This is a genomic window from Streptomyces achromogenes subsp. achromogenes (assembly GCF_000720835.1).
Classification (GTDB): domain Bacteria; phylum Actinomycetota; class Actinomycetes; order Streptomycetales; family Streptomycetaceae; genus Streptomyces; species Streptomyces achromogenes.
In genome coordinates this window covers 38,885-53,522 of sequence record NZ_JODT01000038.1, presented here as the reverse complement: position 1 = coordinate 53,522, position 14,638 = coordinate 38,885, and the positions used below count along the sequence as shown (strand labels likewise).

At 73.7% G+C, this 14,638-nt stretch carries 13 protein-coding genes and 1 pseudogene; 9 read left to right on the top strand and 5 right to left on the bottom strand.

Annotated elements, in window-relative coordinates:
* Positions 1-174: 174 nt before the first annotated feature.
* The 7 genes from IH25_RS0131070 to pcaDC all read left to right on the top strand — a co-directional run bounded on the left by IH25_RS0131070 (position 175) and on the right by pcaDC (position 6,944).
* A complete protein-coding gene (locus IH25_RS0131070) occupies positions 175-930 on the top strand; it encodes a CoA transferase subunit A (protein WP_030618215.1) in 756 nt (251 codons plus the stop codon).
* Positions 930-1,574 (top strand): CoA transferase subunit B, encoded by a 645-nt coding sequence (locus IH25_RS0131065; RefSeq protein WP_030618212.1) that lies wholly within the window; start codon positions 930-932, stop codon positions 1,572-1,574. The genes IH25_RS0131070 and IH25_RS0131065 overlap by 1 nt, the downstream gene beginning before the upstream one ends.
* Positions 1,575-1,863: 289 nt before the next feature.
* Entirely contained in the window at positions 1,864-3,090 is a 1,227-nt protein-coding gene (locus IH25_RS0131060) for a thiolase family protein (protein ID WP_030618209.1), read from the top strand.
* Positions 3,091-3,107: 17 nt separating this feature from the next.
* A complete protein-coding gene (pcaH, locus tag IH25_RS0131055; protein ID WP_030618205.1) occupies positions 3,108-3,881 on the top strand; it encodes a protocatechuate 3,4-dioxygenase subunit beta in 774 nt (257 codons plus the stop codon).
* Positions 3,882-3,886: 5 nt separating this feature from the next.
* A complete protein-coding gene (pcaG, locus tag IH25_RS0131050; protein WP_030618200.1) occupies positions 3,887-4,489 on the top strand; it encodes a protocatechuate 3,4-dioxygenase subunit alpha in 603 nt (200 codons plus the stop codon).
* Entirely contained in the window at positions 4,486-5,826 is a 1,341-nt protein-coding gene (pcaB, locus tag IH25_RS0131045; RefSeq protein WP_030618198.1) for a 3-carboxy-cis,cis-muconate cycloisomerase, read from the top strand. Before pcaG ends, pcaB begins: the two co-directional genes overlap by 4 nt.
* Entirely contained in the window at positions 5,823-6,944 is a 1,122-nt protein-coding gene (gene pcaDC / locus IH25_RS0131040) for a bifunctional 3-oxoadipate enol-lactonase/4-carboxymuconolactone decarboxylase PcaDC (RefSeq protein WP_030618195.1), read from the top strand. Before pcaB ends, pcaDC begins: the two co-directional genes overlap by 4 nt.
* Positions 6,945-7,044: 100 nt before the next feature.
* Here pcaDC and IH25_RS0131035 read toward each other — a convergent pair whose 3' ends face one another.
* Positions 7,045-7,743, bottom strand: a complete 699-nt coding sequence (locus tag IH25_RS0131035) for a class I SAM-dependent methyltransferase (RefSeq protein WP_030618192.1) — start codon at positions 7,741-7,743, stop codon at positions 7,045-7,047.
* 107 nt (positions 7,744-7,850) lie between these two features.
* Positions 7,851-8,315 carry a glycine-rich domain-containing protein gene (locus IH25_RS0131030; RefSeq protein ID WP_030618190.1) on the bottom strand — a complete coding sequence of 155 codons (465 nt, stop codon included), beginning with the start codon at positions 8,313-8,315 and terminating at the stop codon, positions 7,851-7,853.
* Here IH25_RS0131030 and IH25_RS43140 point away from each other — a divergent pair.
* Positions 8,203-9,087: a DUF6011 domain-containing protein gene (locus IH25_RS43140; RefSeq protein WP_369405231.1), complete on the top strand. Its 885-nt coding sequence runs from the start codon at positions 8,203-8,205 to the stop codon at positions 9,085-9,087. The two genes, IH25_RS0131030 and IH25_RS43140, sit on opposite strands and share 113 nt — an antisense overlap.
* Before the next feature lie 155 nt (positions 9,088-9,242).
* Here IH25_RS43140 and IH25_RS37975 read toward each other — a convergent pair.
* Positions 9,243-11,925 (bottom strand): annotated as a pseudogene (locus IH25_RS37975) (ATP-binding protein).
* Positions 11,926-12,191: 266 nt separating this feature from the next.
* On the opposite strand from IH25_RS37975, the gene IH25_RS0131015 reads away from it, so the two are divergent.
* Positions 12,192-13,259, top strand: a complete 1,068-nt coding sequence (locus IH25_RS0131015; protein ID WP_030618184.1) for a DUF2510 domain-containing protein — start codon at positions 12,192-12,194, stop codon at positions 13,257-13,259.
* Here IH25_RS0131015 and IH25_RS38720 read toward each other — a convergent pair whose 3' ends face one another.
* Together IH25_RS38720 and IH25_RS0131005 are read right to left on the bottom strand one after the other, a co-directional pair.
* The gene (locus IH25_RS38720) at positions 13,260-13,628 is read right to left on the bottom strand and encodes a hypothetical protein (protein WP_051754261.1); all 369 of its coding nucleotides are present in this window, start codon (positions 13,626-13,628) and stop codon (positions 13,260-13,262) included. It abuts the gene before it with no gap.
* Between the two features lie 325 nt (positions 13,629-13,953).
* Positions 13,954-14,568, bottom strand: coding sequence for a TetR/AcrR family transcriptional regulator (locus tag IH25_RS0131005; protein ID WP_030618177.1), 615 nt, complete (start codon positions 14,566-14,568; stop codon positions 13,954-13,956).
* Positions 14,569-14,638: the final 70 nt, after the last annotated feature.

Below are 14,638 nucleotides of genomic sequence, written 5' to 3'. Positions count from 1 at the left end.
ATCGATTCGTTGCTGCACTGAACGATACCCGGCCGACGAACCGGGTGTCTTGTTCTGTGAGCGCGCAAAAATCCAGGTCTTGACGGCCTTCGTCTCCGGTGGCAGCGTGAGCGGCACCTCACGAAATACTCAGTGCCCTGACTATCTGGGTGCCGGAGAGACGGAGCTTCACAGATGGACAAGGTGGTGGCCACCGCCGGCGAGGCGGTGGCCGATGTGCCGGACGGCGCGTCCCTCGCCGTCGGCGGGTTCGGGCTCAGCGGGGTGCCGAACGTGCTGATCCAGGCGCTGTACGAGCGCGGTACCGGCGGGCTGAAGGTGGTGTCGAACAACTGCGGGGCCATGGAGTCCGGGCTCGCGGTGCTGCTGGCCGCGGGCCGGATCGCCCGGGTGACCGGCTCGTACATCGGCGGCAACAAGGAGTTCGCCCGCCAGTACCTGGCCGGTGAGCTGGAGCTGGAGCTGATCCCGCAGGGCACGCTGGCCGAGCGGCTGCGCGCGGGCGGCGCCGGCATCCCCGCCTTCTACACCCCGGCCGGCGTCGGCACCCAGGTCGCCGAGGGCGGACTGCCCTGGCGCTACGACGGCTCGGGCGGGGTCGCGCTGGCCTCGCCGCCGAAGGAGGTGCGGGAGTTCGACGGCGTGGAGTACGTGCTGGAGCGGGGCATCCGCACCGACTTCGCGCTGGTCAGGGCCGCGCGCGGGGACCGGCACGGCAATCTGGTGTTCCGCAGGGCGGCGCGGAACTTCAACCCGTTGGCCGCGATGGCCGGCCGGATCACGATCGCCGAGGTGGAGGAGCTGGTCGAGCCCGGCACGATCGATCCGGACGCGGTGCACGTGCCGGGCGTCTTCGTGCAGCGGGTGGTGCCGCTCACCGAGGAGCAGGCGGCGGACAAGCGGATCGAGTTCCGGACGGTGAGCGGCTGATGGCCTGGACACGCGAGGAGATGGCCGCCCGCGCGGCCCGTGAACTGCGGGACGGCCAGTACGTGAACCTGGGGATCGGTCTGCCCACGCTGATCCCGAACCACCTCCCCGAAGGGGTCGAGGTGGTGCTGGAGTCGGAGAACGGCATTCTGGGCACCGGCCCGTATCCCACGGAGGACCAGGTCGACCCCGATCTGATCAACGCGGGCAAGGAGACCGTGACGGTGCTGCCGGGCGCCTCCTTCTTCGACTCGGCGCTGTCCTTCGCGATGATCCGGGGCGGGCATATCGACGTGGCCGTGCTCGGCGCGATGCAGGTGTCCGCCGGGGGCGACCTGGCCAACTGGGCGGTGCCCGGGAAGCTGGTCACCGGGATCGGGGGCGCGATGGACCTGGTGCACGGTGCCCGGCAGGTGATCGTGGTGATGACGCACACCGCGAAGGACGGCTCGGCGAAGATCCTCAAGGAGTGCACGCTGCCGTTGACAGGCAAGGGGTGTGTGAACCGAGTCATCACGGATCTGGCGGTGCTGGACGTCACCACGGAGGGGCTGACGCTGACGGAGACCGCGCCGGGTGTGAGCGTGGACGAGGTCATCGCCAGGACGGACGCGGAACTGAGCGTTGCGGAGGGTTTGCTGTGAACCGCGCTCACACGGGTTACGCCACCGCCGGCATCGGCGCTGTAAACCCTGCCGGGCACGCCGCCACCGGCTGCGGTGCTGTGAACCCGGCTCACATAGCTCACGCCACCACCGGCATCGGCGCTGCGAATCCTGCCGCGCACGCCGCCACCGACGGCGGTGCTGTGAACCCCGCTCACATGGCTCACGCCACCGCCACCCCCGTCGCCGTTAACCCCGCTCACACCGCCCACTCCACCGCCAGCCCCGTCGCCGTGAACCCCGCTCACACCGCAAAGGCGCCCACCCTGTGAACACCGCTCACACTCCAAAACCCGTCTACATCGTCGACGCCGTCCGCACCCCTTTCGGCCGGTACAACGGCGCCCTGGCCGGCGTCCGCCCCGACGACCTGGCCGCCCACACCCTCCGCGCGCTGCTCGCCCGCACCCCGGAGCTGGATCCGGCCCGGATCGACGACGTCTACCTCGGCAACGCCAACGGCGCTGGCGAGGAGAACCGCAACGTCGCCCGTATGGCCTCCCTGCTCGCCGGGCTCCCCACCTCCGTGCCCGGCGTGACCGTGAACCGGCTGTGCGCCTCCGGCCTGGAGGCGGTGATCCAGGCGGCCCGGGCCATCGCCCTGGGTGACGCGTCCCTCGCCGTGGCCGGCGGGGTGGAGTCCATGACCCGGGCGCCGTACGTCCTGCCGAAGCCGGACAGCCCGTTCCCGGCCGCCCACACCGAGCTGTACTCGACCACGCTCGGCTGGCGCATGGTCAACCCGCGGATGGACCCGCAGTGGACCATCCCGCTGGGCGAGAGCGCCGAGAGAATCGCCGACAAGCACGGCATCAGCCGCGAGCGGCAGGACGAGTTCGCGCTGGCCTCCCACCGCAAGGCCGTCACCGCTCGGGAACAGGGCCTGTTCGACGCCGAGTCGGTGTCGGTGCCGGTGCCGGTGCCCCAGCGCAAGGGCGAGCCGGTCGCTTTCGGCGCCGACGAGTGCGTACGGCCGGACGCCTCCCTCGCCGCCATGGCGAAGCTGAAGCCCGCCTTCCGCGCCGAGGGCGGCACGGTCACCGCGGGCAACGCCTCCCCCCTCAACGACGGCGCGGCGGCCCTGCTCCTCGCCGACGAGGAGGGGCTGCGGGCCACCGGCCGGGGGCCGCTGGCCCGGATCAGCGCGACCGGCCTCTCCGCGACCGACCCCCAGTTCTTCGGGCTGGCTCCCGTGGAGGCCGTCAACCGGGCCCTCGCCAAGGCCGGCAAGGGCTTCGGCGATCTGTCGGTGCTGGAGCTGAACGAGGCGTTCGCCGCCCAGGTGCTGGGCTGCCTCGCCGAATGGCCGGAGTTCGACCCGGCGGTCCTCAACCCGCAGGGCGGCGCCATCGCGCTCGGCCACCCGCTCGGCGCCTCCGGGGCCCGGCTCGCCGGGACCGTCGCCCACCAGCTCGCCCGCCGCGGCTCCGGCACCGGCGTGGCCACCCTCTGCATCGGCGTGGGCCAGGGCCTCGCCCTCGTCCTCGAACGATAAGGAAGCCTCAGGTACCCATGACTCTCACCCAGCGGGACATCGACCAGGAGATGGCCGCCGAGCGCGTCGCGTACGCCAAGCGCCTCGCCGACGGCGCGCCCGTCGAGCACCATCCGCGCCGCGACTACGCGCCGTACCGCTCCTCCGTGCTGCGCCATCCCAAGCAGCCCCTGGTGGCGATCGACACGCGCCAGGACCCGGAGCTGGTGGAGCTGCGCTCCCCCGCCTTCGGGGAGCGGGACATCACCGAGACCGACAACGACCTCACCCGGCAGCACACCGGGGAGCCCGTCGGCGAGCGCATCACGGTCTCCGGGCGGCTGCTGGACCGCGACGGGCGCCCGGTGCGCGGTCAGCTGATCGAGATCTGGCAGGCCAACTCGGCCGGCCGGTACGCCCACCGGCGCGAGCAGCACGACGCGCCGCTGGACCCGAACTTCACCGGTGTCGGCCGTACCCTCACCGACGCCGAGGGCCGTTATCACTTCACCACCATCCAGCCGGGCCCCTACCCCTGGCGCAACCATGTGAACGCCTGGCGCCCGGCCCATATCCACTTCTCGGTGTTCGGCACGGCGTTCACCCAGCGGCTGGTGACCCAGATGTACTTCCCGAACGACCCGCTGTTCCCCTACGACCCGATCCTGCAGTCGGTGACGGACGAGGCGGCCCGGCAGCGGCTTGTCGCCACGTACGACCACGGCCTGTCGGTGCCCGAGTTCTCCCTGGGCTACCGCTGGGACATCGTGCTGGACGGCCCGGCCGCCACCTGGATCGAAGAAGGACGCTGACCGCCATGACGCTGATCGACCCGGGCAGCCCGGAGCAGGTGCTGCCCACCCCGTCCCACACGGTCGGCCCGTTCTACGGGTACGCGCTGCCGTTCCGCGGCGGCGAGGAGATCGCCCCCCTCGGTCATCCGGACACCGTCACCGTGCACGGCTACGTCCTCGACGGCGCGGGCGATCCGCTGCCCGACGCGCTGCTGGAGGTGTGGGGTCCGCGGCCCGACGGCACGGTGCCGCGGGTGGACGGCGCGCTGCGGCGGGACCCGGCCACGGGTGGCTTCCTGGGCCGCAACGGGGTGGAGTTCACCGGCTGGGGACGGATCCAGACGGATGCGAACGGGCACTGGTACGCGCGTACGCTGCGCCCCGGCGCACGCGGGCGCAGCGCGCCCTACCTCAGTGTCTGCGTCTTCGCGCGGGGGCTGCTCGTACACCTGTTCACGCGGGTCTACCTGCCGGGTGACGACGCCGCGCTGGCCGCCGACCCGCTGCTCACCCGGGTGGGCGACCGGCGGGACACGCTGATCGCGGAGGACGAGGGGAACGGCACCTACCGTTTCGACATCCGCCTTCAGGGCGAGGGCGAGACGGTCTTCCTGGAGTTCCAGTGACATCCGAGTTCCCTTCCTGCACCGACACCGGTCTGCTGGCCCCCGGGCGGGGGGCGGCGGACGCCGTGTCCGAGACGGGCGACCCCGCGTATCTGCGGGCGCTGCTCGACGCCGAGGCCGCGCTGACCCGGGCGCAGGCCGCGCTGGGGCTCGCCCCGCCGAAGGCCGCGGCGGCGGTGACCGAGGCGGCCGACCCGGCCCGGTTCGACCTCGGTTCCCTGGCCGCCCGCGCCGCCGGCGGCGGCAATCCGGTGATCCCGCTGGCCGCCGACCTGACCGCGGCGGTCGGCGCCGAGTACGGCCCCTATGTGCACCGGGGTGCCACCAGCCAGGACATCATGGACACGGCGACGATGCTGGTCGCCGTGCGCACCCTCGGCCCCGTCCTGGCCGATCTCGGGCGCGTCGAGCGGGCGCTGGCCCGCCTCGCGGCCGGGCACCGGGACACCGTGCTGCCGGGCCGGACGCTCACCCAGCACGCCGTCCCGACCACGTTCGGGCTGAAGGCGGCCGGCTGGCGCGCGCTGGTCCTGGACGCGCGCGACCGCCTCACCCGGGTACGCGATGCGCTCCCCGTCCAGCTCGGCGGGGCGGCCGGCACCCTGGCGGCCTTCGAGGCGTACGGCGCCCCGGACCCGGCCGTCCTGACGGAGGCGTACGCCCGTGAAGTCGGGCTGGCGGCACCGGCGTTGCCGTGGCACACGCTGCGCACGCCGATCGCGGACCTGGCCGGGTGCCTGGCCTTCACGGCGGGCGCGCTGGGCAAGCTCGCCGTGGACGTGCTGACGCTGTCGCGCACCGAGATCGGCGAGGTGAGCGAGGGCAGCGGCGGTGGCTCGTCCGCCATGCCGCACAAGGCGAACCCGGTGCGCGCCACGCTCCTGGCGTCCGCCGCGCGGCGCGCTCCCCAGCTCGCGGCAACGCTGTACGGCTGTCTGGCCGCCGAGGACGAGCGGCCGGCCGGCGCCTGGCACGCCGAGTGGGAGCCGCTGCGCGATCTGCTCCGGCTGGTGGGCGGCGCGGCCGGGCAGGCGGCGGAGCTGGCCGAGGGGCTGCGGGTGCACCCGGACGCGATGGGCCGCGATCTCGGCCGTACCCGGGGACTGATCGTCTCCGAGCGGCTGACCGCCGTCCTCACGCCCGTACTCGGCCGGGCGCGGGCCAAGGAGCTGCTGACAGAACTGGCCCGCCGGGCCCACTCCGAGAACCGCCCGCTGCGTGAACTCCTCGAAGAACAAGAAGAGTTGGCGGGCATCGACCTGGCGGAGGCGACCGACCCCGCCCGGTACACCGGTTTCGCCGGCATCCTCACCGATCGTGCTCTGGAGCGACGTTGACCGTGACCCACCTCAACCACCGTGCGGAAGGCGCCGCTTCCGCGACACCGCTGCTGCTCGGGCCCTCGCTGGGCACCTCGCTCGCCCTGTGGGACCAGGTGGCGCCCGAACTGTCCGCGAGCCACCGGGTGATCCGCTGGGATCTGCCGGGGCACGGCGGTTCGGCGGCGGATCTGATCGGGCCGGGTGCGACCGTCGGCGACCTGGCCGCGCTGGTGCTGGCGCTCGCCGACGCGCTCGGCGTCGACCGGTTCGCCTACGCGGGCGTGTCCCTGGGCGGCGCGGTCGGTCTGCACCTGGCCGTGCACCACCCCGAGCGGCTGACCTCGCTGGCCGTGCTGTGCTCCTCGGCCCACTTCGGCGGGGCGGCGCCCTGGCGGGAGCGGGCGGAGCGGGTGCGCCGCGAGGGCCTGGAGTGGCTGGCCGAGAGCGCCGACGCGCGCTGGTTCACGCCCGGGTTCAGCGTGCCGGAACTGGTCCGGGACCACCGGACGGCCGACCCGGAGGCGTACGCCGCCTGCTGTGACGCGCTCGCCGCGTTCGACCTGCGCGACCGGCTCGCCGGGATCACCGTACCGACGCTGCTCGTGGCCGGGCGGGAGGATCCCGCGACGCCGCCCGCGCATCTGAGGGAGATCGCGGACGCGGTGCCGGGGGCGACGCTGGTGGAGCTGCCCGGGGCTTCCCATCTGGCGCCGGCGCAGGTCCCCGGGGCGGTGCTGGCGGCGCTGCGCACCCAGCTCGACGGGCCGCCGGCAGGTGGTCTCGCGGTGCGCCGCCAGGTGCTGGGCGACGCCCATGTGGACCGCGCGCAGGCCCGGCAGACCCCGTTCACCGCCCGCTTCCAGGACTTCATCTCCCGCTACGCGTGGGGCGAGATCTGGACCGACCCGACGCTGTCGCGCCGCGAGCGCAGCATGATCACGCTGACCGCGCTGGTCGCGCACGGCCACTACGACGAGCTGGCGATGCACGTCCGGGCGGCGAGGCGCAACGGGCTGACACCGGAGGAGATCGGCGCGGTCCTGATGCAGACCGCCGTGTACTGCGGGGTACCGGCCGCCAACTCGGCCTTCGCAACGGCCCAACGGGTCCTCACCGAGGAGGAACCGGGCTGACCGGCGGCGAGGACGCTCTTGCCAGTCGTACGTTCGGCGGCGGCTCGTTTCCTGGCGGTGCGGTGCGCCTGGGCCGGCGGCGTGTCCGTGTCCGGGTCGTTCAAGCCCGTCGGACCGCCCTGATGAGCAAAGTGGTCGCGCTGTGCGGCGCGTCGGTGGGCGACGGCAACGTGTCGGTGCTGATGCCGGTGAATCCGGACTCGTCCAAGACCTTCGTCCAGACGTGTTCCTGGAGCACCCATCGGCGCATCGTGGTGGTCTCCCCGCCTGGGGTCCGTGCCGCGATCTCGGCCGGCACGACATCGGGCTCGGCGGGCGCACCGCCCAGGTAGTGGGCGAGGGTCGAGAACACCAGTCGGCCGCCGGGCCGCAGGGCTCCGGCCGCCGCCGGGAGCAGTTCTCGCGGGTCGGTGAAGTCGACCGCGCCGAAGACGCTGTACAGCACGTCGTAGGTGCCGGCCGTATCCAGCAGGTGTCGCACGGCATCGCGACGGACGACGCGCAGGCGGGGTGCGAGGTGGCCGAACAGGTCCGTGGCCATGGCGTGCTGCGCGGGTGAGGCATCCACGGCGTCGACGCGCGCGAGAAGACGGTGAGTGGCCAGGCAGGCGGCGTGCCGGGCGGCTCCGGCGCCGAGGTCACCGACGGCGGCCCCGGCCAGATCGCCCAGCAGCTCCGGGCCGGGGCCGCCGTCCTGGCTCCATGCCCAGGAGAAGGTCTCGGGGACGGCGCGGTCGTGTCCGGCACGGCTGCGGCCGTAGTGGTACCAGAGGTCTGTGGTGGTCGACACCCGCAGCATCCTGGCAGGCGCGGCACAGCGCCGTGCCGAATCCGGAAGATCTCACCCCCGCGGCAGGCCGGGGCCGCAGGCCGTTGCCGGCCGCAGCCCCGGCTCTCCGTCCCGCGTCAGTGCGAGTCGTTGCCCGGGTGACACGGACCGCACGTGCCGGCGTCCGCCCACAGCGGAAGGTCGACCTCCCAGCCGTCGGCCGCGACGATACCGGCTGTCCTCATCACCGAGCCGTCGTTCTTCATCTCGGCCTCGGGCACGTGATGCAAGAAGTACCCGCCGTTGAACCGGTCGCACAGCTCGGCATACGCCACGGTGTCCAGGATGATCGTGTGAACGCCGATGTCGACCAGCTTGCCGGGCGCGAGCCCCCGTGCCTCGCCCCGGTGGTTCATCGCGGTCAGCAGGTAGGCGTAGCCCTGGCCGAGGACCCGGGCCGCCATGACCGAGTCGTACGGGTAGTCACGCATGAGGAGCCTGACCTGCTTCTCCCACAGGTCGGCCGGGACGACGTCCCGCACGGACCGGGCCGGCCCGGTCACCGGGTCGGTGGTCAGGGGACCTACGACAGCCGTTTCCATGATCCCTCCAGTGGACGGTGCCCCGAAATCCGGGGCGCTGTCCCCAGCACACCGCACCGCTCGGCCCGACGGTGATCCGCTGTCCTGGTGTGCAATGGCTTTGCACGTCGTGCAAGACGCCTCGACTGCTGCGCAGACCCGTCCCTACCCTGGGGGTGCCCAGTCGTGCGGCGTGGGAGGGACCCGTGCCCGATGGCCCGCTCTGGAACACCGCCAAAGCACGCGAGTCGGCCGAGCAGCGTCGCCCCGGCGCACTCATCCGTCTCGGCCGCGAACACCGCGCTTGGACTCTCGATCGCCCTGCCCGGATTTCGGAAACCCCGCACGTTACGTGCGGGGTTTCCGCACAATGTGTCTGATCAACCCCCAGGTTACGAAGGGCCACCCCATGGATGACGACGCCCCGCGCCCGCGGTGGATGCCCCGCAGCACCCCCGTGGAGGCAACCGACGACGGCCGGCAGGAGCGGGAATCCCGTTTTCGGGGCGCCGCCGCCCGCGTCCGCGCGCAGGCCGTGAAGGCCGCTGCGGCGGCTCGCCCGCACCTCGGGCCGATCGCCACGACCTTCGCGACCGTCGCCATTTCCTCTCTGGTCTCCTCAGCCCTCGACCGCGGCCGACCGAATGACCGGGATGTGTCGCCGTCCGCGTCGTGCCGGCCGGCCGGCGGGGGTCCGTCTTCGACATGCCAGGAGTGCGGGCGCCCCCTCACCGACGAGTTGTCCCGACAGGCCGGGTACGGGCCTACCTGCGCACGCTACAGACTCCTCTGACCCCGGCCCACGAGGACGGCCCCGTACATGCTCGTGTGCGGGGCTGTCTCTCTCCGGCTGCGCCACACCGCCGACTGCGCCCTGCCGCCTTCATGAACACCGCGAAGGCGGGATCAGCCCGTGGTGGACGGTGCGCCGGGCGTGCCGGGGCCGGCTCAGTGTGGGTTCGGTGGCGACGCCAGCGCCTGTCGGGCCTTGGTCTCCAGGCCGTCGGCGCCGCAGAGGCGGGCGAGTTCCAGGCCTCGGGTGAGGTCCGTTGCCGAGCCGGCGGCGATGCCGTATTCGATGCGGGCCGCCGCGTGCTCGTACTGGCAGGGTGATGCCTCCAGGTAGGCCACGGCCCGGGCGGCGAGCCGTACCGCGCGCTGGCCGGTCTCCAGTGCGGCGGCGCAGCGCAGGGCCTCGCCGATGGCGGTGTCCGTGCCGAACCGCTCGGCCTGTTTGCGGGCGTCGGCGGCGAGTCGGGCGGCGCGGGCCGGGTCCGTCGCGGCGAGGGCCCGGGCGAGGTCGACGGACCAGGGGGCGAGGACCGGGTTGTGGCCGCCGCGGGAGGCGGCGGTCTTCTCGGCGGCCTCCAGTTCGCCGACGCCTTCCGCGGTGCGGCCGACGGCGAGCAGCAGCCGGCCGCGCACGGAGCGGATGTCGGGCAGCACGATGGTGGACGGGTACGGCGGTGCGAAGCCGTACTGCCCGGCGACCGACCATGCCTCCGCCACCCGGCCGCGGGCCAGCAGGGTGTCGACCAGTCCGCAGGTGGCCGACCAGTACAACGGCAGGCGGCGGCCGACGTTCGGCGAGCCGCACGGCTTCGCGCAGGGTGGACTCGGCGTCGCGCAGCCGGCCCTGTCTGCGGTAGGCGAGCCCGAGGAAGGCGTTGGCCAGGGAGAGGTGGACGCCGCGCCAGCCGGCCGAGGTGTAGACGCGCCGGGCTTCGGAGAACAGGCTCTCGGCGCGGTCGAGCCGGTCGGCGTAGGCGTACGCGCTGCCGAGCATCATCAGCAGTTCCATGCCCCACTCGGTGTCGGTCCAGCCGAGACCGGGCGCGAGGCGGCCGTTGACGAGGGCGCGGTCGCACAGGTCGACGACCGCGTCGGCGCTCTCGCCGTGGGTCATGGCATCGAAGGCGCGCAGGATCAGCAGGGCGCGTTCGGCGTTGTCGCGGCCGGTGCAGGTGCTCGCGAGTTCGGCGAGGCGCCGGGAGCGGGCCGGGGCGACGGTCTCGCCGTGGATGCCCTCCCACATGAACTGGAAGGCCTGCAGCCGCAGTCGCACCGGGCCGGCCGGGTGCCGGGCGGCCTCGGCCTCGACGGTGCGGACGGCCTCCTCCAGCTGGTCGTTGTGGAGCAGCGCCTGGGAGAGGCGGACGACCGCGTCGACCCGGTCGTCCCCGTCGAGGCCGGGCGTGCCGAGGGCGCTGCGCAACTGGCCGATGGAGACGGCGGGGCTGGTCAGCAGAGTGGCGCAGCCCAGTTCGTACAGCACATGGGCGTGCACCTCGGGCAGGGGCGGTTCCCGCAGCGCGCGTTCCAGGCAGCGGCGGGCCGCGTCCGGCGCGCCGACGGCGAGGTGTTCGCGGGCGGCCTGCCGCAACTGCTCGACGAGTTCCTCGTCGTCGTCCGGGTGCACCTTCAGCAGGTGCCGGGCGGCCTCGGCGGCGCCCCGGCCCAGCTCGTTGATGATCTGCGCGGCGACGCCGTGCATGGCGGTGCACACCCCGGCGGGGATGGACTGGTAGACGTCGGTGGCGATGAGCGGGTGGACGAACTCCAGCTCGCCGGTGTCGTCCTCGGCGCCCGTGGCCGGCCCGGGGCGGGTGAGGATGCGGGCGGCGCACAGCACGTCGGCGCAGTCGCGGGCGAGGTCGTCGTCCATGGTGGCGAGGCGGGCGACCATGTCGACGGTGATGCCGGTGCCGAGGATCGCGGCGGCCCAGGCGAACCGGGTGGCCTCCAGGCCGAGGCCCTTGAGCCGGTCGACCAGTCCGCCGCCGCGGGCCGCGCGGTTGAGGGCGCGCAGCTCCCCCGCGTGTGCCTCGACCGGCTCCAGTTCGCTGTCGTGGACCTTGGCGAGGAGTTCGACGGTCTCGTAGGGGTTGCCGTCGGTGACCGCCCAGACCTCACGGCAGAACGCGTCGTCGGCGTGCCGGCCGAGGGTGGCGCGGGTGAGTCCGGCGGTGGCGGCCGGGGTGAGGGCGTTCAGGTCGTTGACCGGGCGGCCCGCGGCGGCGGCGACCGCGTCGAGGTGGCGGGCGCCGGCCCCGCCGGTCCGGTCGGGTCTGCGGGCGACCACGACGAGTACGGGCACGTCGTCCAGGCGTTCGGCGAACGCGGCGAGCCAGCGCAGGGTTTCCGGGTCGGCCCAGTGGGCGTCGTCGAGCAGCAGGACGAGCGGCCAGGTGCGGCGGGCGATGCGGCGTACGGCGGAGACGAGTCCGTCGCGGACGTAGTGCGGGTCGGCGTTGTCGCCGCGCGGTTCGGTTATGCCGAGGGCGGGGCCGGCGATGTCGTGCCAGTCGCCGAGGTGGTCGCGGAGCTCGTCGGGCGGGAGGGACAGCAGGGCGGGCTGGAGCAGTTGGCGCAGGACGTGGAACGGGACGGATCTGAGGGTCTCGGCGCCGCGGGCGGACCAGACGGAGCAGCCGCGGCGTTCGGCCATGCGGCGGGTCTCGGCCAGCAGCGCGGTCTTGCCGAGTCCGCCCTTGCCGCGGAAGACCAGCAGGGCGCCCGCGGCGTCGCGGCCGGCGCACAGGGCGTCGAGCGCCGCCGTGACGGTGGCGATCTCGGCGTCCCGCTCCCACAGGGGTGCCGAGCCGGCCGCTGTGGGCCGTCCGTCCGTCATCCCGTTCCCTCCCCAGGTCGCCCGCACGGCATACAGGCACCGAGCGTAGCCGTCCGGAGTGGCCCGCGGGGGCGGTCGGGTCAGGTGCTGCCCGGCCGGGTGACAGGCGGTACGCACGGGTGACTTCGGCGCCGGGCCGGGCGTCGCGGAGAGATCCACGAGGGGGCCACCGGAACGCGGGTTTCCCGGGGCGGATCGTGCTGGTCCGCCCGCCCGGCGCCGAATCCTCTCATCACACTTTCACCGACACCTCATACGGTGGGGGCATGACGCAGGTGACTCCTCCCGGGTGGTACCCCGACCCCGGGCAGACGAACGACGCCCCGCCCACCGAGCGCTGGTGGGACGGTACGGCCTGGACGGACCGGACCCGCCCGGCGGGCACGGCCGCCGCCCCGTGGGGTCCCCCGGCACCGCAGGCGGTGCAGGCATCGCAGGCGGCGCAGCCGGGCGCCCCGGCTCCAGGGGGGTACGGCGGGTACGCGGGGTATCCCGCGTACCCGGCACAGCCGCCGGCCCGGCCCCGGCGCGGGCTGCGCACCGGGATAGCCGTCGCGGTGACGGCCGCGGTACTGGCGAGCATCGGGGTCGGCGTGTACGCCCTGGCCCAGGACGACGGCGGGGGCGACCGCGCGGGGGCGGGGCAGGGGCCGGCCGGCGGGGACGGCGGCCGGGGCCCGCAGGGCGGCCCGGGAGGCCCCGGCGGGTCGGGTGGTTCCGAGGGCTCAGGCGGGTCCGGTGGGCCGGGCGGTTCCGGTGGGGACTCGCCGTCCACGGGTCCGTCGGGGGCACCGGAGGTCGAGGGCGGCGGCTCGGTGCCGGACCCGGTCAACGGGATCAGCCTGCCGGTGCCGCAGGGCTGGACCGGGCAGACGATGAGCGCCGGTGCGCAGGTGACCTCGAAGGACACCTACAAGTGCCCCGGCGACACGACGCAGACCTGCACGGCGGGCGGCGCCTACACGGCTCCGGCGATGGCGCTGCGCGTCAAGGGGGAGACGCCCGAGGAGGTCGCCAAGGCGGACATCGCGGCCAACGCCAAGGAGTCCTACGGCGGCACCACCTACGGCAGCATCACCTCGCACGAGGAACTGGCCTCGGAGGCGGTGACGGTGGCCGGGCAGAAGGGCTACCTGGTGCGCTGGAAGGCGGTCACCAGCAAGGGCGCCGACGGCTACGTCGAGTCCGTCGCCTTCCCCTCCCCCGCCGCCCCCGAGCGGATCGTCGTGATCCGCTTCGGCCTGGACGTCGGCCAGAAGCTGTCCGTCATGGACGAGATCCTGAAGGGGATCAAGGTCTCGTCGGCCGGCACGGGCAACGGGCAGGCCGTGTAGTCACCGGTGCCGCCGCGGTCCCCCGTGCCGGAGGGACCGGACGGCGCTCCCCGGCAGCCGGGGGTCGGGCACGGCACGTTCCGGCGCGCTCTGGGCACGGAGCACTCCCGTCCGGTCGGTGGCGCACAGCCGGCACCTGACGCGGTCCAGGCGCGAGAGGCGTCCCTTGGGGTCGTACTGGTAGTCGTCCCGTACGGATCCCCGGCAGCCGTCGGTGCCGCACGGTGCCGCTCCGGAGAGATGCCCGTACGGGGTGGAGCGGACGGTCCCGGTGTTGCACTCCAGGCACGGAAAGGGGTGCAGTCCGTCGTCGTTGACCACGTACGCGATCATCTCCGGCAGATGGCAGTTCGGGCAGATGGCGGCCATGGGGTCTCCTTCGGCAGAGCCACCCGGGCGAGGAAGCCGCACGAGTGGTATGCCGCCAACGACGGTCCCCGGGCCGCGGTCACCGCCGGGCCGGCGCGCGCGGGGACCAGCCGAGAGCCCCGGTCACCCCGTGGGACCGTTCCCAGCCGGGCCGGCGCGCGGGAACCGGCCGCCGCCCGGGGCGCCGTGGACACGAGTCGGCCGGGTGGGGTTCCCCTCCGCTCAAGAGGAATCCCACCCGGCCGGGGGGTGCGCGCCGCCCCCGTCCCCACGGTGCGGCGCGGGCAGGCCGTCGTTCAGTCATCCCGTGAACGGCGGCCCGCGTCTATCCCAGTCCGAGCGCGGGCAGCACCGCGGCCTCCACGAACCGGACCAGATAGTCGGCGTCGGCGTACTGCCCGTTCAGGACCGGCCGTACACGCAGGACGCCGAACATCATGGCGGGGATGTACTCCAGCGCGGGGTGGTCCGCCCGGACCTCGCCCCGGGCGACGCCCCGGGCGAGCATCTCCTCCAGCGCGGCGATCTCCGGGTGGACCAGCGCCTCGCGCAGCGCCCGGGCCAGTTCCTGGTCCGAGGTCACGGCGTGCCCCAGTGCCTGGAGCAGCCGGGTGTCCTTGCCGGACCAGTCGCCCGCGGCCCGGGCGGCCTGGCGCAGGTCCTCGGCGAGCGACCCGGTGTCGATGCCGGCGAACCGCACCCGGCGGCTGGCGCGCAGGGCGGCGGCGACGAACTGCGGCTTGGTCTTCCACTGCCGGTAGAGCGTGGACTTGCTGCACCGGGTGCTGGCGGCGATGCCCTCCATGGTGACGGAGTCGTAGCCGCACTCGCGGATCTGTTCCAGCACGGCGTCGAAGAACTCCCGCTCACGCTCCGGCGTGATCTTGGAGCGGCGCGAGGCGACGACCGTCTCCGGTCCCTCCGCGGCCTGCGACGTCATGCGTGCTTCCCCTCGCTCGTGCTGTGTCCAGTGTGGCGCACATCAATCGATACGCCAGTGTACCGGTACT

Coding starts and splice junctions, on each gene's coding strand:
- IH25_RS0131070 (WP_030618215.1), top strand. CDS start 175: ATGGACAAGGTGGTGGCCACCGCCGGCGAGGCGGTGGCCGATGTGCCG.
- IH25_RS0131065 (WP_030618212.1), top strand. CDS start 930: ATGGCCTGGACACGCGAGGAGATGGCCGCCCGCGCGGCCCGTGAACTG.
- pcaH (WP_030618205.1), top strand. CDS start 3,108: ATGACTCTCACCCAGCGGGACATCGACCAGGAGATGGCCGCCGAGCGC.
- pcaG (WP_030618200.1), top strand. CDS start 3,887: ATGACGCTGATCGACCCGGGCAGCCCGGAGCAGGTGCTGCCCACCCCG.
- IH25_RS0131035 (WP_030618192.1), bottom strand. CDS start 7,743: ATGCTGCGGGTGTCGACCACCACAGACCTCTGGTACCACTACGGCCGC.
- IH25_RS43140 (WP_369405231.1), top strand. CDS start 8,203: ATGAGGAGCCTGACCTGCTTCTCCCACAGGTCGGCCGGGACGACGTCC.
- IH25_RS0131030 (WP_030618190.1), bottom strand. CDS start 8,315: ATGGAAACGGCTGTCGTAGGTCCCCTGACCACCGACCCGGTGACCGGG.
- IH25_RS0131015 (WP_030618184.1), top strand. CDS start 12,192: ATGACGCAGGTGACTCCTCCCGGGTGGTACCCCGACCCCGGGCAGACG.
- IH25_RS38720 (WP_051754261.1), bottom strand. CDS start 13,628: ATGGCCGCCATCTGCCCGAACTGCCATCTGCCGGAGATGATCGCGTAC.
- IH25_RS0131005 (WP_030618177.1), bottom strand. CDS start 14,568: ATGACGTCGCAGGCCGCGGAGGGACCGGAGACGGTCGTCGCCTCGCGC.